Origin of the sequence: Paraburkholderia metrosideri, from assembly GCF_904848625.1 — a bacterium.
Lineage (GTDB): Bacteria > Pseudomonadota > Gammaproteobacteria > Burkholderiales > Burkholderiaceae > Paraburkholderia > Paraburkholderia metrosideri.
In genome coordinates, this window is record NZ_CAJHCP010000015.1 from 110,701 (window position 1) to 132,855 (window position 22,155).

At 61.1% G+C, this 22,155-nt stretch carries 18 protein-coding genes; 10 read left to right on the plus strand and 8 right to left on the minus strand.

What is annotated here, in order from left to right:
- Positions 1 to 298: 298 nt before the first annotated feature.
- The 4 genes from LMG28727_RS28620 (at position 299) to zwf (ending at position 4,417) form a co-directional block, all read left to right on the plus strand.
- Entirely contained in the window at positions 299 to 1,639 is a 1,341-nt protein-coding gene (locus LMG28727_RS28620; RefSeq protein ID WP_201645699.1) for an NAD(P)/FAD-dependent oxidoreductase, read from the plus strand.
- A 39-nt stretch (positions 1,640 to 1,678) separates the two neighbouring features.
- Positions 1,679 to 2,308, plus strand: a complete 630-nt coding sequence (locus tag LMG28727_RS28625) for a C39 family peptidase (RefSeq protein WP_201645758.1) — start codon at positions 1,679 to 1,681, stop codon at positions 2,306 to 2,308.
- A gap of 65 nt (positions 2,309 to 2,373) precedes the next feature.
- Entirely contained in the window at positions 2,374 to 2,625 is a 252-nt protein-coding gene (locus tag LMG28727_RS28630) for a hypothetical protein (protein WP_201645700.1), read from the plus strand.
- 307 nt (positions 2,626 to 2,932) lie between these two features.
- Positions 2,933 to 4,417 (plus strand): glucose-6-phosphate dehydrogenase, encoded by a 1,485-nt coding sequence (gene zwf, locus LMG28727_RS28635; RefSeq protein ID WP_201645701.1) that lies wholly within the window; start codon positions 2,933 to 2,935, stop codon positions 4,415 to 4,417.
- Between the two features lie 63 nt (positions 4,418 to 4,480).
- Here the strand turns inward: zwf and LMG28727_RS28640 are convergent, their stop codons facing one another.
- Entirely contained in the window at positions 4,481 to 5,437 is a 957-nt protein-coding gene (locus tag LMG28727_RS28640) for a LysR family transcriptional regulator (RefSeq protein ID WP_201645702.1), read from the minus strand.
- A gap of 822 nt (positions 5,438 to 6,259) precedes the next feature.
- Positions 6,260 to 7,312, minus strand: a complete 1,053-nt coding sequence (locus LMG28727_RS28645) for an NAD(P)-dependent alcohol dehydrogenase (protein ID WP_201645703.1) — start codon at positions 7,310 to 7,312, stop codon at positions 6,260 to 6,262.
- A gap of 346 nt (positions 7,313 to 7,658) precedes the next feature.
- On the opposite strand from LMG28727_RS28645, the gene LMG28727_RS28650 reads away from it, so the two are divergent.
- Complete coding sequence (locus tag LMG28727_RS28650; protein ID WP_201645704.1) at positions 7,659 to 8,627, plus strand: AraC family transcriptional regulator; 969 nt, start codon at positions 7,659 to 7,661, stop codon at positions 8,625 to 8,627.
- A 70-nt stretch (positions 8,628 to 8,697) separates the two neighbouring features.
- Here the strand turns inward: LMG28727_RS28650 and LMG28727_RS28655 are convergent, their stop codons facing one another.
- Complete coding sequence (locus tag LMG28727_RS28655) at positions 8,698 to 9,039, minus strand: zinc ribbon domain-containing protein YjdM (RefSeq protein WP_201645705.1); 342 nt, start codon at positions 9,037 to 9,039, stop codon at positions 8,698 to 8,700.
- Between the two features lie 293 nt (positions 9,040 to 9,332).
- On the opposite strand from LMG28727_RS28655, the gene LMG28727_RS28660 reads away from it, so the two are divergent.
- Positions 9,333 to 9,635, plus strand: a complete 303-nt coding sequence (locus tag LMG28727_RS28660; protein WP_201645706.1) for a putative quinol monooxygenase — start codon at positions 9,333 to 9,335, stop codon at positions 9,633 to 9,635.
- 28 nt (positions 9,636 to 9,663) lie between these two features.
- On the opposite strand, the gene LMG28727_RS28665 is transcribed toward LMG28727_RS28660, so the two are convergent.
- Positions 9,664 to 11,175 carry a sensor domain-containing diguanylate cyclase gene (locus LMG28727_RS28665; RefSeq protein ID WP_201645707.1) on the minus strand — a complete coding sequence of 504 codons (1,512 nt, stop codon included), beginning with the start codon at positions 11,173 to 11,175 and terminating at the stop codon, positions 9,664 to 9,666.
- A gap of 317 nt (positions 11,176 to 11,492) precedes the next feature.
- Between LMG28727_RS28665 and LMG28727_RS28670 the strand changes: the two genes are divergently transcribed.
- The 3 genes from LMG28727_RS28670 (at position 11,493) to LMG28727_RS28680 (ending at position 15,015) form a co-directional block, all read left to right on the plus strand.
- Positions 11,493 to 12,425, plus strand: coding sequence for a 2-hydroxyacid dehydrogenase (locus LMG28727_RS28670; protein WP_201645708.1), 933 nt, complete (start codon positions 11,493 to 11,495; stop codon positions 12,423 to 12,425).
- Positions 12,426 to 12,973: 548 nt separating this feature from the next.
- A complete protein-coding gene (locus tag LMG28727_RS28675; protein WP_236592456.1) occupies positions 12,974 to 13,924 on the plus strand; it encodes a YncE family protein in 951 nt (316 codons plus the stop codon).
- 83 nt (positions 13,925 to 14,007) lie between these two features.
- Complete coding sequence (locus tag LMG28727_RS28680) at positions 14,008 to 15,015, plus strand: sterol desaturase family protein (protein WP_201645710.1); 1,008 nt, start codon at positions 14,008 to 14,010, stop codon at positions 15,013 to 15,015.
- A 52-nt stretch (positions 15,016 to 15,067) separates the two neighbouring features.
- Here the strand turns inward: LMG28727_RS28680 and LMG28727_RS28685 are convergent, their stop codons facing one another.
- Positions 15,068 to 17,656 carry an adenosylcobalamin-dependent ribonucleoside-diphosphate reductase gene (locus LMG28727_RS28685; RefSeq protein ID WP_201645711.1) on the minus strand — a complete coding sequence of 863 codons (2,589 nt, stop codon included), beginning with the start codon at positions 17,654 to 17,656 and terminating at the stop codon, positions 15,068 to 15,070.
- A gap of 341 nt (positions 17,657 to 17,997) precedes the next feature.
- The gene (locus LMG28727_RS28690; RefSeq protein WP_042328115.1) at positions 17,998 to 18,282 is read right to left on the minus strand and encodes a DUF3331 domain-containing protein; all 285 of its coding nucleotides are present in this window, start codon (positions 18,280 to 18,282) and stop codon (positions 17,998 to 18,000) included.
- Positions 18,283 to 18,623: 341 nt separating this feature from the next.
- Between LMG28727_RS28690 and LMG28727_RS28695 the strand changes: the two genes are divergently transcribed.
- Complete coding sequence (locus LMG28727_RS28695) at positions 18,624 to 19,715, plus strand: AI-2E family transporter (protein ID WP_201645712.1); 1,092 nt, start codon at positions 18,624 to 18,626, stop codon at positions 19,713 to 19,715.
- Positions 19,716 to 19,752: 37 nt separating this feature from the next.
- Here LMG28727_RS28695 and LMG28727_RS28700 read toward each other — a convergent pair whose 3' ends face one another.
- Complete coding sequence (locus LMG28727_RS28700) at positions 19,753 to 20,658, minus strand: alpha/beta hydrolase (protein WP_201645713.1); 906 nt, start codon at positions 20,656 to 20,658, stop codon at positions 19,753 to 19,755.
- A 170-nt stretch (positions 20,659 to 20,828) separates the two neighbouring features.
- Positions 20,829 to 21,938, minus strand: a complete 1,110-nt coding sequence (locus LMG28727_RS28705; RefSeq protein WP_201645714.1) for an OpgC domain-containing protein — start codon at positions 21,936 to 21,938, stop codon at positions 20,829 to 20,831.
- Positions 21,939 to 22,155 lie beyond the last annotated feature (217 nt).

Consider the following 22,155-nt stretch of genomic DNA (forward strand, 5'->3'; position numbering starts at 1 on the left):
ATTTATGCGTTAAACGAATATCTGTCAAATATTTGTCTGGCGGATATTTTGTAGAATATCTGTGTAGCGAATAAAAGCCAAATATCTGTGTAACGCATAAATGTGGCGAACCTCGCACAACGGCTCGACGCCTTTGCTGGCGGGGCTTTGAGCGTTGCATGATGCCGCGCCAGTCTGGTCAGCGGACTCGCAAGCTTCGCGAGCTTCGCGAACTTCGCAGTCTTCGGGGCCGGCGCGGCATTGCAGACAACCGAACCGCCTGCGAAGATTACGCCCACATTTGAAACCGGCCTGCCTGATGACCACGACTTACCCGCTGCACGCGAGCTTTACTCCCGCCGATCAACCGTTCCCGCAACACGCCGATGTCGTGATTGCCGGCGCCGGCATCATGGGCTGCGCGGCCGCCTACTATCTTGCGCGCCGCGGTCTCTCGGTGGTGGTGCTCGACAAATCGCGGATTGCCGGCCAGCAGTCGTCGCGGGCATGGGGTTTCGTGCGACAGCAGGGCCGCGAAGCCGCCGAAGTACCGTTGATGATGGCGAGCATTCCGCTCTGGAAAGAGCTCGAACGCGAGTTGAATTACGACCTGGAATGGCGTCAGGGCGGCTGCCTCTACGTCGCATCCGATGAAGAAGATTGGGCGTCGTTCCAGCAATGGATGGACGTCGCGCGCCAGCACGGACTCGACACCCGCACGCTCGAGCGCAAGCAGATCGACGCCGTCGTGACCGGCATGCAAGGCCCGGCGCTCGGCGGCCTCTACACCCCGAGCGACGGTCAGGCCGAACCGCGCCGCGCCACCGCAGCGTTCGCGGCGCGCGCCGCCGAGGCCGGCGCGTTGTTTTTCGAAGGTTGCGGCGTGGTCGCGGTCGAACGGGCGGGCGGCGCGATTGCCGGCGTGGTGACCGAGCGCGGCACTGTGCGCACGTCGCGCTTCATTTGCGCGGCAGGCGCCAGCAGCTGGAAACTACTAAGAACGCTCGGCCTGGAATTGCCGCAGCAAGTGGTACGCGGTACCTGTTCGCGCACCAACCCGCTGCCGCAGATCACCGCGTCCACGTTCTGGGGCCACGGCCTGGGCGTGCGGCAACGCGCGAACGGCGCGATCAATCTCGCCGACGACATGCAGGTCGACGTCGATATGACGCTTGGCCATTTCCGCGCGCTCAAGTGGTTTTTGCCCGAATTGTGGAAGCAGCGCGAGAAGTTCAGCTTTCATCTGAACGGCGCGTGTTGGCGGGATCTGCGTGAGCGTCTGCCGGGCGGTGTGCCTGATGCCGAACGTGTGCTTTATCCACGGGATCCGCATCCGCAGCCGAACGCGAGCCAGGCGCCGAGCGCGTTGAAAAAACTGCGCGCGTTATTCCCCGCGTTGAAGGATGCGCAGGTGGTCGAATCGTGGGCCGGTCTGATCGACGTGCTGCCCGATGGCATTCCAGTGATCGATGCGCCGCCGCAGGTCAGCGGGCTGACCATCGCCACCGGATTTTGCGGGCATGGCTTTGCGATGGGGCCGATCGTCGGCAAACTGCTTGCCGACATGAACGATGGCGGCAAGCCGTCGCTCGATCTGTCCGCGTTCCGTTTGCAGCGTTTTTTCGACGGCACGATGCAGCGGCCTCGCAGCATGCTTTGAGGCAACCGCGCCGTCATGGATTCAGGTCAAACACAACCGATGAACGAACCGGCACTGCGCCACACCGGCGTACCGTATTACACCCAATGGGGCAGTCCCGACTGGGTCAGTCATATCGTCGAGCAGCGGGGCGATCCGTGTGACGATCCTGATTGGCAGCGGAGCGGTTTTGCCGACCCGGAACGTTATCGTTTCTGGGCCGGGCGCCTGTGCGGTTTGACGTGCCTGGAATCCGCGCTCGATTACTGGAGCATCGGCCATGCATCGCGCGCTGCGTTACTCGACGAAGCATTGCAGCATGGCGTGTACAGGATGCGCGCGGATGGCGGTGTCGACGGATTGATTTACCAGCCGTTTGCCGATTGGGCATGCGGCGCGTTCGGGGTCGGCGTCGAGGTGCTGCCGCAGGTGTCGCTTGAAGAGATCGCGGCACGGCTGAACGCCGATACGCTCGCAATCGTTTCGGTGAGTCCGGAGATTCGCTACCCCGACCGGCCGAACCAGCGGCAGGGCGGTCACCTGATCCTGCTGCATGGACGTGATCGCGACGGAGTATGGTTTCACAATCCGTCGGGTATCGCGCCGCATCAGGCCGATGTGTATCTGCCGTTTGCCACGGTGGACAGGTTTTACGCGGGGCGGGGTATGACGCTGACACGGTTCCGTTAGGTACGCTGTTCGGGCCCGTTTTCTGCTAATGAGGTTTTGTCGACTTCTGCAATACCGGACCTGACATGAATCGAATCTATTGCCTGTTTGCTGCCAGCCTTGTCATCCTCGGTGCCGCCAGCCCGGCGAGCGCCGCGAGCGAAGACGAACAGGCCAAAGCCTGTCGCGGTGACGCCATGCACTTCTGCGCCGCCGACATTCCGAACCGAGAGAAGATTACCGCCTGCATGAAGCAGCACCTCGACGAACTGAGCGCGCCGTGCCGCGCGATGTTCAAGGGCGGCAAGAAGAACGGCGATCAGGGCGCGTCGCAGTAAGCGTTAAAAGTTAGCTGTCAGGCGTCGGGCATTGCCTGGGTCCTTCGAGTCGAGCGCGCACGCTATCGGATTCCAATACGCGGCCCCCGCGTCATAAAAACGCCTTAAAAACAATCATCTGCCTGTCAGAGTGGCAAATTGCGCCAACCTGACGCACATGTTGCCGTGCAAACAATCTCAAAAAGTTGCACCATAGGCGTTTGCCAGAAAAAAGTGCCGGTGCCTATGTCGCTTAATGCCGCCATGCGCCCCAGCTTTTTTCTGCCCCTTGACCGACGCCTATCCATCACGACGCTGCGACCGCGCTATGACGACCCAACACGCTTCTGCCACTCCCGACTTGCCGCTCGACATGATCATTTTCGGCGGCACCGGCGACCTGTCGTTTCGCAAGCTGCTGCCCGCGCTCTACATGGCGCATCTGCACTGCAATCTGCCGCCGGATACCCGTATTCTCACGATCGGCCGCAAGCCTTGGTCGCGTGACGAATACATCAACGAATTCATGGAATTGAAGGCCAGGCCCTTCATCGAAAAGAAAGCGTTCGATGCCGCCGCGTGGGACAAATTCATGGCGTTGTTCGAATACGTGCGAATGGACGTCGATTCGATCGACGACTACCACCGCCTGAAAGAAGCGTCGCGCGAGGGCGTGCGCCGTGTGTTCTATCTGGCGACCTCGCCGGACCTGTTCACAAATATCTGCGACAACCTCTCGTCGGCGGGGTTGGTCGACGGCAATTCGCGCGTCGTGCTCGAAAAGCCGCTGGGCCACGATCTGGCGTCTGCACAGGAAATCAACACGGCGGTCGGCAAGCATTTCAGCGAAGCGCAGATCTACCGGATCGACCACTACCTCGGCAAGGAAACCGTGCAGAACCTGATGGTGCTGCGCTTCGGCAATCCGATTTTCGGGCCGCTGTGGCAGGCGCCGTACATCAAGAGCGTGCAGATCACCGTTGCGGAGACGGTCGGCGTGGGTACCCGCGCGGGCTTCTACGACAAGACCGGCGCGCTGCGCGACATGGTGCAGAACCACTTGCTGCAACTGCTGTGCATCGTCGCAATGGAGCCGCCGGTGTCGCTCGACCCGGATGCGGTCCGCGATGAAAAGCTGAAGGTGCTGCGCTCGCTGCGTCCGATGACGGCTGAAGATATCTCACGCGATACCGTGCGTGGCCAGTACACCGCGGGCGCGGTCGATGGCGAGGCAGTAAAGGGCTATCTCGAAGAAGAGAACGTGCCGGCTGGCAGCCGCGCCGAAACCTTTGTTGCGTTGCGCGCGCATATCAACAACTGGCGCTGGGCAAACGTGCCGTTCTTCCTGCGTACCGGCAAGCGGATGCAGAAGAAGGTGTCGGAGATCGTCATCGAATTCTCCGAGTTGCCGTTCTCGATCATTCCGAGCGGTGGGCGCAACTATGGCAACAAGCTCGTGATCCAGTTGCAGCCGGAAGAATCGATTCAGTTGCAGGTGCTCGCGAAGGAGCCGGGCAGCGGCATGCATATGCTGCCGGTCAGTCTGAATCTGGATTTGCAGCAGGCGTTCACCGAGCGTCGCGCGGAAGCGTATGAGCGTTTGCTGATCGATGTGATTCGCGGACGCCTTACGCACTTCATGCGGCGCGACGAACTGGAAGCCGCATGGGCTTGGGCCGAGCCGATTCTGGAAGGCTGGGCCAAGTCGGGCGAGCGGCCACGCGGTTATACGGCGGGGACGTTCGGGCCGGCGGCGTCGACGGCGCTGATGGCTCGCGAGAAGAATGCGGTGTGGGCGGAAGAGTCGCAGTAAATGTGAGTGACAAAAGAAGCGGGCAGACCGCTTCGTGCAGCGCGAGCCTGCCTACACCCCGCGTCAGGCGGGGTGCAGGCCGCGCAACAATTGACGCACGCGCGTCAGATCCTGATCGACGTGCTCGGTCTTTTCAAACAGTTCCACGAGCCAGTCGACGAAAGCGCGCACGCGAGGCGACACACGGCGGTTTTTTACGTAGGCCACCGACACCGGCATCGGCACGGGTTTCCATTGCGGCAGGACTTCGCGCAGCAATCCCGAGTCGAGGTACGGCTGAGCGGCGATCCGTGCAGGTTGAATGAGGCCGAGGCCTTGCAATCCGCAGGTGAGATAGGCCTGCTCGTCGCTGACCTTGACGAAGCCTTTGACCTTGACGCTTTGTGCTTCGCCGTCCACTTCGAAATCAAAATTGACTTCACGGCCATTTTGCGGCGACATGCAATTGACCGCGACGTGTCCGCGCAGATCGTCGATATCGGCGGGCGTGCCTTGACGCGCCAGATAGGCAGGGCTTGCACAGGTCACGTGTTCGAGCGTGCCGAGTTGTCGCGCGACCAGGTTTGAGTCGGGCAATTCGCCGAGCTGGATGCTGCAGTCGATTGCTTCGGAGATCAGATCAACTGTTCGGTTGCTGATGCCGATTGCCAGATCGAGATTCGGGTAACGGGCGTGGAAGTCGTCCAGTGCTGGCAAGACGATTGCGCTTGCGACGGCGCCTGGCATTTCGATTCGCAGGCGGCCTGTGAGGTTATCCGTTGCGTGGCGGATGCTTGCTTCCATTTCGTCGATGTCGGCGAGGATTTGCGCACAGCGCTCGTAGTAAGCCGCGCCTTCGGGGGTGACGCTCAGGCGCCGCGTTGTGCGGGCTAGCAGGGGGGTGCCTAATAGTGCTTCCAGGTTCTGGACGATGGTGGTTGCCGTTGCTCGCGGGATGTTGAGTGACTCCGCTGCGCGGGTGAAGCTGTTGGTGTCCACGATTCGGATGAATGTGCGCATGGCAGTTATTCTGTCGAGCATGGGGTTGCTCCGTTGTCGGGTTGTTGGGGTTTGCTTTGTTGGTGTTTGTTTTTGGGGTGTGGTTTTTGGGTGTTGGCCTCTCCTTGTGGTCACGGTGGTCTATTAGCACTGCCCCTGTGCGGGGCGGCACTCACTTTCTTTGCCGCCGCAAAGAAAGTAAGCAAAGAAAGCGGGCTCACACCGCTAGCCTTGAAGTGGGTCCCCTGGCTTGGAGGGGGTAGTGGTACATCTGGAATCGGCGCTCCCGCACACTCCGCATTCGTGACAAGGCAGTCATTCTTCCGGCGGCGCTGCGCGCGCCGATGCGTTATTCATTGGGCGTTGGTGTGCCCGGGTTTTGAATGTGAGCGATACCGACGTGAAGAACCGGTTAGGTTCTTTTCACGCATACACGTCTTTGTTTTTCTCGGTTTTAGAAGGCGAAGCCAACGGCTCCCCTGCGGGAGAAACGCTGATGGTTTCCCTCGCAGACCCGTCTGCGACGCACGCAGTGCGGAGTGGGAGCGAATGATGGCTTTGTCACTAATGCGGAATGTGCGAATGCACTGATTCCAGATGTACCGCTACCCCCTCCAAGCCGGGGGCCCCGCTTGTGAGCTAGCGGTTTGAAGCCCGCTTTCTTTGCTTACTTTCTTTGCGGCGGCAAAGAAAGTGAGTGCCGCCCCGCACAGGGGCAGTGCTAATAGACCACCGTGATCACAAGGAAAGGCCAACACCCAAAAACCACACCAAAAAAACAAACAAAAAAAGAGCAAAGAAAAAAACAGCCCCCACGCAGCGGCAAACCAAAAACCCGCCGCCGCGCAGGCAAACAAACCTAAATCACTTCCGCAAGGAATCCAGATCAATCACAAACCGATACTTAACATCACTCTTCAGCATCCGTTCATAAGCCTCATTAATCCCCTGCATAGGGATCACCTCAACATCCGAAGTAATCCCATGTTCCCCGCAGAAATCCAGCATTTCCTGCGTCTCGGCAATTCCGCCAATCAACGAGCCAGCCAGACGGCGACGCTTGAAAATCAGATTGAAAACCTGCGGCGACGGATGATCGTGCTCAGGCGCGCCGACCAGCGTCATCGTTCCATCTCGCTTGAGCAGCAGCAAAAACGGATTCAGATCGTGCTGCGCAGCCACCGTATTCACGATCAGATCGAAACTGTTCGCATGCGCTTCCATCTCTTCAGCATTCTTCGAGATGACCACCTCATGCGCGCCAAGCCGCTTCGCATCTTCAATCTTCGACGGCGACGTGGTGAACAGCACGACATGTGCACCCATTGCGCGAGCCAGCTTCACGCCCATATGGCCGAGGCCGCCAAGACCGACAATCCCGACTTTCTTGCCAGGACCGGCACCCCATGTACGCAGCGGCGAATAGGTCGTGATGCCCGCGCACAACAGCGGCGCAGCACCCGCCGGGTCGAGATTCTCCGGCACGCGCAGCGTGAATGCTTCGTCGACGACGAGCTGCGTGGAATAGCCGCCGTAAGTGACCTGACCATCAACCCGGTCGACACCGTTATACGTGCCGACAAAACCGTTCTCGCAATACTGTTCGAGATCTTCCTTGCAACTCGCACACGTACGGCACGAATCGACCAGACAGCCGACACCCACCACGTCGCCTGCTTTGTACTTCGTCACGTTCGGCCCGACAGCGGTCACGCGGCCGACAATCTCGTGGCCCGGCACCACCGGAAACGACGTGTTCTTCCATTCATTGCGCGCCTGGTGCAAGTCGGAATGGCACACGCCGCAAAACAGGACTTCCATCTGCACGTCATGGGCGCGTAGTTCGCGACGCTGGATTTCGAACGGGGCGAGCGGCGCTGTGGCGTCGGTCGCTGCATAGGCATAAGTCGTGCTCATGGGTAGCTCCAGCAAAGAGATAAAGAGGGTGCAAGGTTCCGGCAATCGTCTAAACGCGACACAACACAACATGAAACAACGCGTGTTGCCGATGCGGCCAGCCCTGACATGAACCAGGATCACGGCGCCGACGGTGGCTGACGAATTCGCCGAAGCGTGAATTGACAACCGGGCCCAGCGCAGCGCGGAAAAATTGATCTGGCAGGGTTCCCATAATAGGATCGGGTCACGACCCCGGGAATACCTGAAGGTCTTGAAGATTTGCCTAAAACTCCTGGTGAGAAGCGCTGTAGGTTGTTTGATGCTAAATTTCAAGCATTATTCTCTTGCTGGTGACTATATCGTCATGTCCACTCATTCCGTAGAACCCGCCAATACCGATTCCGCGCAGCAGCGTCTGGTCGATTTGTTCGACCTCCTCGCGCCTACGCCGGGCTTTACCCGGTCGAGCCTGGAAGGCGTCAGCCTGATGCGCGCCAATGCGCCCATGCCACGCATGCCGGTGATGTACGAGCCGAGCATCGTGATTGTCTGCCAGGGCCGCAAGCGTGGTTTTCTCGGCGATCAGGTGTTTCAGTATGACGCGCAACAATATCTCGTGCTGTCGGTGCCGCTGCCGTTCGAATGCGAGACCGAGGCGAGCGCGGAAGAACCGTTTCTGGCTATTTCAGTGCGCGTCGATCTGACGATGGTGGCTGAGTTGCTGATGGCGTTAAACGAATCGCAGGGCGCGACGCAGAACGAGCCGGTCGGCATCTATTCGACGCCGCTCGACCCGGCGCTGAGCAGTGCCGTACAGCGTCTGATGGAAGCGCTGGCGTCGCCACTCGACGCACGCATTCTGGCGCCGGGCGTGGTGCGGGAAATCTGTTATCGCGTGTTGACCGGCGAGCAGGGTGACGCAATTCGCGCAGCGCTCACGCATCAGAATCATTTTGGTCGTATTGCGAAAGCGCTACGTCGCATTCACGCCGACTATCACGGGCAACTCGACGTCGATACGCTTGCGTCTGAAGCCGGCATGAGCCTCGCCGTGTTCCACGCGCAGTTCAAGGCAGTGACCGCAACTTCGCCGATGCAATACGTGAAGACTACGCGGCTGCATCACGCGCGCTTGCTGATGGTGCAGGATGGGTTGAATGCGGGCGCGGCCGCGGCGCGGGTCGGCTATGAAAGCGCGTCGCAATTCAGCCGCGAGTTCAAGCGTCTGTTCGGCCTGAGTCCGGTGGACGAAGTCAAACGCATGCGCACCGTCTACGATGCGCCGCCGCCGCGCGTGGTCAAGCCAGTTGTGCGGTATGTGACGGCGGTTTGAAAGCGGCTGGGGAACAGCGCGGATAAGAGACGGCGTGCGCTGCACGCGGAATCCGCGCGACTCCCTATCATCAGATCTTCTTCAGATACGCGGCCTTCAGCATGAAGCTGCCCGCGTCCATCTTGCAGTCCACTTCGTGATCGCCGCCGCTCAGGCGAATGCTCTTCACTTTCGTGCCCATTTTCAGCGCGATCGATGAGCCTTTCACTTTCAGGTCCTTGATCAGCACGACGGTATCGCCGTCGGCGAGCGGGTTGCCGTTCGCGTCCCGGACGATGCGCTCATCGCTGTCGTCGGCGGAAAGTGGGGCGTTCATCGGCCATTCATGCGCACAATCCGGGCACACGTAGTGCTCGCCATCCGGATAGGTATTGTCCATTGCGCATTGCGGGCAGGCGGGAATCGTCGACATGATCGTTAGGGCCAGCGCGGCCTGCGGGTAGATTCAGGGCCGGCGAGTATAGCGGACTCGTGTCCACCGCCTGCATCGGTCACGCGCCGGACCTTGCGTTCGCGCAAATTCTGCGATGGTAAGAGGAGAAGTTTTACGCAGGTTGCAGCGTGAGGTGCGCCGCGCGCGCGCCTATACTTTTTTGATCGCAGAACCGCGCCACTGTTTTATCCCGCTTTGCGTGCGCCATCAGAATCAGCAAAAGCGCCCGCAAAGCGACCCCATCGTCGTCGTCTCACACCAGGAGTCGTGTCATGGTCAAACTCGCGCTGTATGTGCATCTCGAAGCGAAGCCGGGCAAGGAAAGCGAGGTCGAGGCTTTTCTGCTCAGCGGCTTGCCGCTCGTCGAAGCGGAGCCCGCGACGACCGCGTGGTTCGCGTTGAAGATTGGGCCTTCAACGTTCGGCATTTTTGACGCGTTTGCCGACGAAGCCGGCCGCGACGCGCATCTGAACGGCAAGGTCGCTGCCGCATTGATGGCAAAGGCCGGCGAGCTGCTCGCTACGCCACCGAGCATTCAGAAGGTCGACCTGCTGGCGGCGAAATTGCCGGGTTGAGCGACCGGCTTCGCATTCAGCGCGGCTTCTACTTCCCGCTGTCCGCCGCGTTGGCGGATGGCTGATTCGCGTAGTGCGTGCGTTTCTCTTCGTACATCAGCAGGTCGGCGCGCTGCACGCCCGCTTCGAGCCGATCGCCGCGCTGACAGGTCGCCGCACCCATCGAGAAGCTCAGCGGCGAACCCGGATAAAACTGGTTGTTCATCTCCACCAGTTGACGGATCGAGTCGATCATCGCGGCGCCGCCGCGCTCGTCGGTGTCCGGCATCAGGATCGCAAATTCGTCTCCGCCGATGCGCGCTGCGTGGAACGGCGTTTCCATCGCCTTCGCGAGTACTTCGCCGGCGCGCCGTAACAGCGCGTCGCCTGCCGCGTGGCCAAGCTGGTCGTTCACGCGCTTCAGGCCGTTCAGATCGGCCATGATGATCGTCACCGGCCACGGACCTTTGCGTTCGAGCCGGTTCAACTCATCGACGTAGAACGACCGGTTGCGCAGCTTGGTCAGCACGTCGTGCTTGCCGAGGAATTCCAGGTACGCTTCGGCTTTCTTGCGCGCGGTGATGTCGGTGAGCGCCACCAGCACCAGGTCCCAACTCTGTTCATGCCCCGGCAGCACCGAGAATTGCAGATGGACGTGGACCTCGTTGCCATCGAGCGAATAGTTGAGCACCTCGCGCTGCTGGAACAGCTTGTTGTCCCACAGGTCGATCAACTGCTCGCGAAAATGCGGGCGCATGTCGTCGCGAAATACGCTCGGCAGGTGTGCCAGCAGTGTTTTCTTGTCTTTGGCGGCGAACATGTCGAGCGTGTGCTGGTTCACGTCGAGCACGTGAATCTCCTGCATGCAGCGTTCGACAAACTCGGGGTGCACGTCGGTGAACACGCGGAAATCATTGATGCCTGCCGCTCGCGCATCGTCGAGCAGACGTTTGACCGCGCTGAAATCCTCGACCCACAGCGATACCGGCGAATGCTCGAACAGGCCGCGGACGTACTGTTCGGCCAGCGTCACGCGGTGGCGCGCGCCTTCCAGTTCCGTAATGTCTTCAACCGATACCAGCACGCGGTCCCAGCTTGCTTCGTGGCCAGGCAGCACCACGCCCTTGAGCAGCACATCGAGGCGCCGCCCGCCCAGTGTGTAGTTGACCGTGTGGCTCGTGAACTGCGATTTGCCTTCCCACAACTGGCATAACTCTTCGAGGTGGGTTTGAAGCATGTCGTCGCGGAATACCGAGGCGAGATTGCTGGTCAACGCGTCGAAATCGGCGGCTTCGAACTGCGTCAGGGTTTTCTGGTTGACCTTGATCACGCGGATGCTATGCGCACACTCGGCGACGCGGCCCGGGTCGGCGGCGAAATGGGCGCGCAGATCGGTGACGCCGTCGGCCCTCCAGCCCTCGAACAGCGCGCGCACACCGCTGAAATCTTCGAGCCAGAGCGAGACCGGCGCGAGTGCGAACATCTCGGAGTCGTCCGCCGAGGAGGCTTCTTTCGGGGCGTCATTCGCGGGCGCGGAGCCGCGTGCAAGGATATCCAGCATGAGGTTCTCGTAAGCGGAATTGCAGCTATTCTAAGGCGGCTTGGGCGTTGGCTGAAAACAAAGGCGAGCGGTACATCATTTGCACGAACTCTTTCAACAGGATAACGGCCGCATTTCAACGGATTTGAGGTCGGGCCGCGATGCGGCTGAAAATAAGTGATTTTAAAGGCCACGCCGACGGCGCTTTAAAGCCACCTTCGCCGAACCGGACGACCCGTCGTGGCCCGCTCCCCACGCGCCAGCGAGCCTTTCCGAGCCTTGTTAAACTCGGCCATTAACGATTTAGTCCATCAACGCAGTCAAGAAAAAGCGCCGTTATGAAGCCATCCCTGCTGGTCCTGATCCACCTGAACGACGCAAGCCTCGCCAAAATCGGCGCGGACTTCGACGTCATCTATGCCCCCGATGCAGCCCAGCGAGCCGCCGCGCTTGCCGAACACGGCGACAGCATCCGCGCGGTGCTGACTAACGGCGGAACCGGTGTGAGTGCCGCCGACATCGACCAGTTGCCCCACGTCGAACTGCTCAGCGCGATCGGCGCCGGCTACGAAAATCTTCCGCTCGACCATGCCCGCGCGCGCGGCATCGTGCTCATCAACGGTGCGGGTACCAACGACAATTGCGTCGCCGATCACGCGTTCGCGTTGCTGCTCGCGGTCGTGCGCGACATGCCTTATCTCGACCAGGCCACGCGCGATGGCGTTTGGCGCGACGATCTGCCGTTGCGCCCGGCCATTTCCCATAAGCGTCTCGGCATTGTCGGGCTGGGCAACATCGGCGAGAAAGTGGCGCGTCGTGGAGCCGGATTCGACATGGAGGTTGGCTATCACAACCGCAAGCCGCGTGAAGGCTCGTCGCTGCGTTACTTCGACAACGTGACAGCGCTCGCGCAGTGGAGCGATTTTCTGGTGGTGGCGACGCCGGGCGGCGCGGGCACTCAACATCTGATCGATGGGAAAGTGCTGGAGGCTTTGGGCCCGCAGGGGTTTCTCGTCAACGTATCGCGGGGCAGTGTGGTGGATACCGCCGCGCTTGCTAAAGCGCTGACCAGCGGAACCATTGCAGGCGCAGGTCTCGATGTCTATGAGGGCGAGCCCAATCCGCCACAGGCGTTGCTCGCGTTGCGCAATGTCGTGCTGACGCCGCATCTGGCAGGGCGTTCGCCGGAAGCGATCGCGGCATCGGTCGATAACTTTCTGAATAACGCGAGGCGGCATTTTGCCGGCGAGCCAGTGTTGACACCAATTTGACGCGACGATATCGGGTTTGAGGTGGATCGTTGATCCACTTCATTTCGCCGGATAGATCGGTATGCCTAACTAAAGCGCACGCAACCTGGCCCGATCGGCGTGGCGGAATATCGCGGCGCCAATCGTCTCACGAGACGGACAAATATCCTCTTCATCTATCGCTGTCGCGACACCCGCTCCTGCGAATTCTTGGCGCAGATTTCAGACCGTTACGCTTTCTGTAAGCCGGCCTCGGTATATTGAGTGCCGGCCTTCGCGGACCCATGCAACCAGCGGGTGTCTGCGTATCTTTCGGGCACGGAAACACGGCTAGCCTGACTGCAAATCTGTCGCGGTAATTTCTCTCTCCGGCTCATATTTTTTGTCATCGGTAACGCCGGTACGAACGTTAGAGAGAGTGACCGACTCGACAATGTCGGATATCCGACGAATTCCCGACATCTTCATTACATTTCAATTCAGTTTTCTTCCGCGTGAACACGATCCCCATGCCATTTTCTATCGTTTCCATTAAACGGATCGGAGCGCTCGCCGCATCGTTGTGCGGCATGCTGGCCATCACGAATAGCGCGTATGCCGCCGACCGGGTGATCGTGCTCGATTCCGGCGAGGCGCAACTCACGTTGATCGATCCCGTCACGCACAAGGTTGTCGGCACCGAGCCGACCGGCAAGGAGCCGCATCACCTGATGATCACGCCTGACGGCAATTCGCTGATCGTCGCCGATTCGGTGTCGAACAATCTGATGTTCGTCGACCCGCACAGCGGCAAGGTGCAACGCACCGTGCAGGATATCGAGGACCCGTATCAACTGGGCTTTTCTCCCGATCACAAGTGGTTCGTGACGGCCGCGCTGCGGATGGACCGCGTCGATATCTACCGCTATGACGGCGCGAATATGACGCTGGCCAAACATATCGGGCTGGCGAAGACACCGAGCCATATGACGTTTGCTTCCGATAACCGCACGGTATTCGTCACGCTGCAGGATTCCGGCGAACTCGCTGCGATCGATCTGCCGACACAGACCGTGCTGTGGAAAATGCCCGTCGGCAAGGAACCCGCCGGTCTGTGGATGACGCCTGGCGACCGTTACCTGCTGGTGGGCATGACCGGCGAAGACGATGTCACCGTGGTGGACTGGCGCAAGCAGCAGATCGTCAAGAAAATCCATACCGGCCGCGGCGCCCATAACTTCCGCAATCTCGACGACGGCAAGCATGTGGTGGTGTCGAATCGCGTGGACAGCACGATCAGTATCATCGACTACACGACGCTCACGAATAGCGGCGATATCACCGGCCTGATGCCTGGACCGGACGATATGGAACTGACTCCGGACAAGCACTATCTATGGGTCGGGTTCCGCTTCGCGCGGCACGTCGGCGTGATCGATATGACCACCCACAAGCTGATCGACACGATTGCGGTTGGCCGCTCGCCGCACGGTATTTTCTTCGACAACCGTGCACCGGTAGTGTCGCCGAATCCTGACTAACCTGATTTATGCAGCAGAGGCAGGCTGTCTTGAAGCCGCTGCTCGATAAGCAGGTGCAGAACCGGTAAAACACGAGGCTTTTGATGTTTCATGAAATCGTCGCACAACTCGACAACATGGTGTCCGCGCTGCAGACGCTGTTATATGTCGATGTCGTGCAACCGTTCTTCTATCGCTTTGGCCTGATGGGCTACGACGAAGACACCTATGACGCGTTGTACTGGGTGATCGTCGGCGTGCTGGAAATCGGCTTAACGTACCTCGCGTTACGACCGCTCGAAGCGCTGCGGCCCATCGAGCAGTGGCAGGACCGCAAGGCGTTGCGCGCGGATGTGATCTATACGTGGATCGCGAAGCTCGGCATCATCAACATTGCGTTTTTCTTCATGCTGCAGCCGCTGTTCGATCACTGGCAGAGTCTGATCGCGATCTACGGAATACCGAATATCGATCTCGACGGCCTCTGGCCGGGCGTAACGGATCAGCCGGTGGTGTCGTTCCTGATCTACCTGGTGCTGCTCGATTTCGCCGGTTACTGGTATCACCGCTGGCAGCATCGCTTCGGCGTGTGGTGGGAATTGCACGCGGTGCATCACAGCCAGCAGCAGATGTCGCTGTGGGCCGATGACCGTAATCACTTTCTCGACGACATCATTCAGGCTGCGTTTTTTGCGTCGATCTCGCTATTCATCGGTGTGCAGCCGAACCAGTTTGTGGTACTGATCGCCGTCAGCAATTTCATGCAGAGCATCCAGCACGTCAATGCGCGTTTGCCGTACGGGTGGTTGCTGGAGCGGATGATCGTCAGCCCGATTTTTCATCGCCGTCATCATGCGATCGGATACGGGCATGAAGGTACGGCGTATGGCTGCAATTTCGGCGTGTTGTTTCCGTGGTGGGACATGATGTTCCGCACGGCATCGTGGAACCGTGCGGTCGAGCCGACCGGCATTCGCGATCAGTTGCCGGTGCCGGATGGCTCAGCGCGCTCGTATGGCGACGGATTGATTGCGCAGCAGTGGCGCGCGTTTGGCCGGATCGTGCAGCGTTTGCGCGGGCAGAGGAAGTATGCGGGAGCGTCGGCGGAGTGAGCGTGGCGGGTCCGCCGCGTTGAGGCGGCGGCCGGCCGTCAGATCTCTGGCGCTATCCGCATGCGCCGACTTCTCCGCACGCCGTACAGAAGTCACACCCATCCTTGCGAATCACAGCGTTCGCGCCACACGAACCGCATTTGCGGCCCAGCATCATAGGTATGCCCTGGGCCGCAACCGGCTGCGTTGGCGGGCCAGATTCAGCCCCGGCCGGATGCGGACGAATCCCGAAATCCGCCGGCAACGCCGTCTCCGCTTTCATCTGCCCGCGCGGCAGACGCGCCAGCACGCGCGACGGCAGCTGATTACCCTCGGCATCGAGAAAGCCGCGCCGATGCAGAATCTGCTGAATCGCAAACGCAAGCGCGGCGACTTCCGAATCGTGCCACCGTGGTGTGCGATGACCGTCCAGACGTTGCACTTCGCCCAGTCTCACCTGTCCGCGGTCCCACGACACCTTGCGCATATCCTGCAGGTTTCGCCCGACAAAACCACCGCGTGCGGCCAGCGACAGCGAGCGCATGGTTGCCGTGATCCATTGCTGCGATTCGTCGCGCTGACCGGTGGGAATAAAGAATTCGATAGGCCGCTCGATCGTCACGTCTTCACCGCCCAGGCGTCCGGTCACTTCAATGAACGACACCGCCACATAGAGCGACTTCTTGCCGGCCTGCGTCAGATATTCGACTTTCTCGATGATCGCTGGCAACTCGCCTTTGGGCCGATGATCGATCGCAATACGCAGCGGATCGAGATCGGTCTCGGCGAGCGTGTCGTCGCTGGTTTGCGGCGGCGGAGTCACGCTGAGTACCGCGCCGAGCGTTTCGTTCGGGCGATACGTGGCAAGTCCCTTGAGGCCATTTTTCCACGCATCGAAGTAGAGGCTTTCGAACGCGTCGAACGGATAATCGGCGGGCACGTTCACCGTCTTCGAGATCGACGTATCCACGTAAGGTTGCACGGCCGCCATCATGTCGAGATGGTCGCGCGCCGACATCTGCAGCGCGCTGATGAAATAGTCAGGCAGATTCGCGACGTCGCCGCCAAGCTCGCGATACAGACGGTACGCGTAGTCTTCGACATCGAACGATTCGCGGCCGCCGTCGGCCATCACCTTCATGCGCGTATAGGTCCACGAGAAGGCCGGCTCGATGCCGTTCGAGGCGTTGTCCGCGAACGCGAGGCTCACGGTGCCGGTCGGTGCAATCGACAGAAGATGGCTGTTGCGGATACCGTCGCGGCGAATGGCCTGCTTGATGTCGTCGGGCAGCCGCGACGCGAAGGTACCCGCTTCGAGATAGCGCTCGGCGTCGAACAGCGGAAACGCGCCGCGCTCTTTCGCCAATTCCACCGACGCGCGATACGCTTCGTCGCGCATCAGCTTCGCGATGCGCACGGCGAAGTCACGTCCTTCCTGCGAGTTGTAGCGCAAGCCGAGCATCACGAGCGTGTCGCCAAGTCCGGTGAAGCCCACGCCGATGCGCCGCTTCGCGCGCGACTCGTCGTATTGCTGCGGCAACGGCCACAGCGTGACGTCGAGCACGTTGTCGAGAAAGCGCACTTGCGTGCGTGTGCGTTCGGCGAGGCCGTCCCAGTCGAACGAAGGTTGATGGCCTTTGACCTGCGCGAAGGGGTCGATGACGAAGCGTGTCAGGTTCAACGGTCCGAGATTGCAGCAGCCGTACGCAGGCAGCGGTTGCTCGCCGCACGGGTTGGTCGCGCGGATCGTCTCGACCGCGCGCAGATTGTTGTCGTCGTTCATCCGCGAAATGAACACGATGCCGGGCTCGGCGACATCGTAGGTGGAGCGCATGATGCGATCCCAGATCTCGCGCGCCGGGCGCTCGCTATAGACCCACAGGCCGTCTTCGCGTTGCCGCACGTCGTCGGCTGAACGCATGGCCGGCGACGGCTCGCCGCGATGCACTAACTGCCACGGCTGATTTTCGTCGACGGCGCGCATGAATTCGTCGGTGACGCCAACCGACACGTTGAAATTGTTCCAGCGTCCCTTCGAATGCTTGGCCTCGATGAACTCGAGCAGATCGGGGTGATTGCAATCGAGCACGGCCATCTGCGCGCCACGCCGCGAGCCGGCGCTTTCGACGGTGCGGCACGATGCGTCGAATACGTCCATATAGCTGCAGGGCCCGGAAGCCGACGAACTAGTGGTGTGAACCCGCGCGCCTTTGGGCCGGATCGCAGAAAAGTTGTAGCCGACGCCGCCGCCGCGCCGCATGGTCTCGGCCGCTTGCAGCAGCGCGACGTAAATGCCGGGCAGGCCTTGTTCGTCGACCCCCTGAATCGCATCGCCGACCGGCTGCACGAAGCAGTTGATCAGTGTGGCGGCAATGCCGGTGCCCGCTGCGCTCATGATGCGCCCGGCGCCGAGCGCACCGTGCCGCAGGTTGTCGACAAACCGCGCTTCTACCGATTCACGCAGCGCTGGCGGCTCGGCCTGGGCGACGCCGCGAGCGACCCGTTGGAACACGTCGTCGGCGGATTGCTCGGCGCCTTTCGCGTATTTTTCCAGCAGCACATCGACGGAGAATTGTTGCGGCGCGACGAGCGGCGCGGGAGGTGCGGGAGGTGCGGCAACTGGCGCTTTAACGGCGCGGGTGGTCGGCGTGTCTTCTGCCATGGTAGGCCCTCAAACAGCGCCGCAGCGATACGGCGCGTTGGTGGATGCCGGTCACCGTAACGCCGCGCGTTGAACCGGCGGCTGACCTGGCGCAATGAGGTCCACCTTAACGCACGTGGAGAAGGGCCGCAATTGGAGGGTTTGGATGTGTGGCCGGGCGTGGCTCCGCCGGTGAGCAGGCGCCCGCGCCCGCCGATTCGCCAGACATGGCGGGACGGCGATCACAGACAGGCTGGCAGCAACAGACACGAGCGCCCGCACGTACTAACGGTGCGGCGCAGGCAAAGGATTCAGACTGAGGTTAAACGGTTAAAGCAGAACCCAACGCGTCAGATAAACCGTCAGGCTTCAGCCAGCGCGCCGAGAATCTCGGCGCAGATCATTGCGGATGCATTCGACGGTGCCGGCCGTTCAGCCGGCTTGAACACCGCATCGCCGCGACGGATCTTGCGGCGCGATACGGCGCAGGTCCCTGACGTATGCGCGGACCGGCGACGCCAACGCTGCTCCCCGTAATGACATCGTCCCGGTTCAACCCAGCGGATCACCAGCGTTGTGTCGGAGCGCTCGAGAATCTCGATGCGTACGCCATTGGTACCGTCAAGGGGGATGGACTCTAAGGTCATCATCATCGGCTCCGTATTGTGGTTTGCCGAATGTAGTCCCGCGCGCGCCGGATAGCCATTGTGCAGCAGTTGAAACACTGTTCTCGAAATAGCAACAATCCCACTTGACAAATGCGGTCTACTGCAATGGCGGGCTTTGCAGGCCGGTTTGTATGTAAATTTTTAATAACGTGGATTTTTGCAACGCTGTGTTGTGCGTAGCGCGACGAAAGTGCCGCCTGGAAAGGGCTCCGGCGCGTCCTTTAAGATGTGGTTATCGATGAGCGACCGTGCGCTGCAAGTGTAGCGGTTTTGATTTTTTCCGGTCGGCTCGCACACATACCCTAATTTGATGAGTTCCCATGATTTCACGCCCACCCGCTGCACCTCCTGAAGCGACGGCCACGCCGGCCATGCCGGATCGTCGGAAAAAGCAGAAGGCTGCGTCGCTCGCGCTGTACGTGGGGCTGGTGTTGCTGGCGCTGTGGGTCGTGCGCGATTTCATCGCGGTGGTCGCGTGGGCCGGTGTCGTGGCGATCGCGCTGTGGCCGCTATTGCGCAAGGTCGAGGGCAACCGCTGGTTCACCGGGCGCACGACCCTGATCGCGGTAGTCCTCACGCTCGCGATTGCGCTGCTGGTGGTGCTGCCGGTCGGGATCGTCATCGCCCAGGCGCTGCGCGAGGCGCACGACCTGAATGAGTGGTTCAAGTATGTGCAGGAAAACGGTATTGCGCTGCCGGCCTTCATCGACCGTCTGCCGTTTGGGGTTCAGCAGATTTCAAACTGGTGGCAGGCCAATCTCGCTCAGCCTTTACGCGGTTCGGCCGCGATGAAAGGGCTGCACAGCACCACGGTGATCACGCTCGGCCGTCACTTCGGCGCACGCGCCGTGCATGCGGTGGTGGTATTCGCGTTCATGCTGGTCACGCTGTTCGTGATTTTTCAGGCGGGGCCGCGTTTGTCCGGCTCGTTGCTGAAGGCGATGCGCAAGGGTTTCGGTGATGACGCCGCCGGGCTGCTTCAACGGATGGCGGCGGCGGTGCGTGGCACCGTGTCGGGGTTGGTGGTGGTCGGGCTCGGCGAGGGCGCGTTGATGGGCGTTGCCTACTTCGTGACCGGTCTGCCGCATGTCGCGCTGCTTGGGTTCATCACCGCGATCGCCGCGATGCTGCCGTTCTGTGCGCCGATTACCTTCGGTCTGGCCGCTTTGTGGCTGGTCGCGCAGGGCTCGGTGGCGGCGGCGATCGGTCTGGCGGTGTTCGGCTCCGTCGTCGTGTTCGTCGCCGAACACTTCGTGCGGCCGGTGCTGATCGGCAACTCGACGCGCCTGCCGTTCCTGCTGGTGCTGTTCGGCATTCTCGGCGGAGCGGAAACATTTGGCCTGCTCGGGATTTTCATCGGCCCCGCACTGATGACCGTGCTGATGGTTCTGTGGACCGACCTCGTGAAGTAGCGGGGCAGAGGTGGCCACACCTGCGCATGAGAGGCGCTCAAGGACGCTGAAACGATGGATGTTCCTGCGCCGGTCCAGCAGGAGTCTGCGACGGCGCCTGAGCCTTCACGCATCCGAGCGTATATTTCAGCGCGGCGGGCAGCAGTGCGCTCCAGACATCCCAGGTATGGGCACCGTCGATGATGCGCAGCGCCGCCGGATTTCCTGCCTGCCGCAGACGCGTGTACAGCAGCGACGCGTCGGCCTGGATGTCGAGGTCGTCGTCACCGGCTGCGATGAACATCGGCAGGCGATACGGCCGGCTCATATAGCGATCCCACTGCGCCGGATAGTTCAGCTCGTGCCAGACGCGCGGGTCGAACTGGTGATCGCCGAACACACCCACGCGCCGTGCGGCCGAGGTACGCGGCGGCTCGTTCGCGTAAATCGCCGGACTCAGCAGCATCGCGCCGCAGAAGAGTTCCGGCTGCGTCATTGCGTAACGCAATGCGCCGAAGCCGCCCATCGACACGCCGCCGATCATCCTTCCGCTGCGCTGTGTCGACACCGCATAGTGCGTTTCGATCTCGGGCAGCAGATCGTCGAAGAACGCGGTTTCCATCTTTTCCTTCCGGTCGACATACCAGTCCGTACCGCCTTGCGGCATCACGATCACGACGGGAGGCATCTCCTTGTGCTCGATCAGCGCGTCGGCGGCGCTTTGCAGATGGCCTTGCGTGAGCCAGTCGTTGGCATCGCCGTTGTTGCCGTGCAGCAGGTAGAGCACGGGGAGGCGGGGGGCGTCGTGGCGATAGCCGGTCGGCAGATAGACCGTGTAGGACCAGTCACGACCAAGCGCGTCGGAATGGAAGCTGCGGCTGGTAACGGTGCTGGCCAGCGCGGACGTGTTGGCCGCCGCTACGGTGCAGAGCGAAACGAGTGCGAGGGATAGGAGTGGACGCATGTCAGTGTGAGAGGCCGGCGCGGAGTTCGCGCGGTCGTCATGCTATCAGCCCCGGAGGGGAATTTGAGATGAGAGGCGTGGATTCCGCGGGGGGCGTCGAATTTGAGGGTTGAAGGGTTGGGGCGAAGCTTCACGCCCGGGCATGAAGCCCGGGCCGAGGGCCCAAACCGCTAGGCCGATGTGCCGAGCCGCGTACCTGCAAAGCGGCCAACCAGGCGCTTCAACGGCTCCGCGCCCAGCGCGACAGCGAACAACCCGCCCACAGCAATCGCATCCGCGAGCAGCCCGAGCGGATAGTTCAGATAACCGTCCGTCGCGGCATAGAGCAGCGAATCGATCACGAGCGAGATCACCGCGCCGGCGATAAAGCACAACAACCCTTTGCGGCCGATTACGCCGACCCACGGTAGCCATTGCGCCAGCTTCCTCGCCCAGCCAAGCTGGATCAGATTCGCGACCAGCCATGCAATGGCGAGGAAGTTGCCGGCCCGCAAGTAGGACAGATTCTGTTTGAGGCTGCCATTGAGCGGCTCATGCGCAAGAAAGAGCTTGTAGTACGCCGCGGCGATCACGATGGCGAACGCTATCACGCTGACGATTCCCCCCAGCCGGTGCGCGCTGATCCGCTGATAGACCGGCTGACAACGCGCCAGCACGCCGAGCACGAACAGCAGTTGCCAGGCGAACGGGTTGAAATCCCAATGCATATCGGGTGCGGCAGGCAGATAGCCGTTGATTGCCGGCGCACCGGCCCACAACGCGATGCTGCCGGCCAGCAGCAGCCACGGCTTGCTGCGCGCGAGCGGCAGGATCATCGGCACCAGCAGCGCGAAGAATGCATACATCGGCAACACGGAGGCCAGATAGGGCTGGCGACGGAACAGCAGAATGTCGCCGAGCGCCGCCAGCGGGGCATCCATCAGGTCGTCGAGGTCGGTGGTCGCGAGATTGGGCCCGTCAATGCTGAGTGCGCTCAGCAGCGCACTAACCAGCAGCATCAACCCGGCAGTGACGAGGAACGCACGATAGATTTCCAGCGAGCGCCGTAGAAAACGGCTGCGCGCGATCGTCTCGTTGCGCCGCTCGGCGAGCGCGGCGTAGGCGGTGGCCGTCGCGAAGCCGCCCAGGAATACGAAGACTTCGGCGGCATCGCACAGCGCATAAGCGTGCAGCGTGATGCGCGACAGAATGCTTCCGCCGATGTGGTCGACGACGATGATCAGGAGGACCAGTCCACGGAAAAAGTCCAGTTCGATCAGCCGGGATGAGGATTGTTGCATTGGTTGCGCCAAAAGCAGCCCCGTGCGACGGCGCGCTGATTCAGCGCGGCAGGCGTCTCACAAGGCTTTTTAGGAATGGGATTGGGTGCTGCGGCGGATTCACGATCCGCGTTGCCGCGTTCGACCGGCTTTAAAGGCTCAGTGTCAGGGGACGGTAAAAATGACCCGTAGGGCAACGCGAAGTTCCGCTGCGCTGCCGCAAAAGCCGTGGATTATA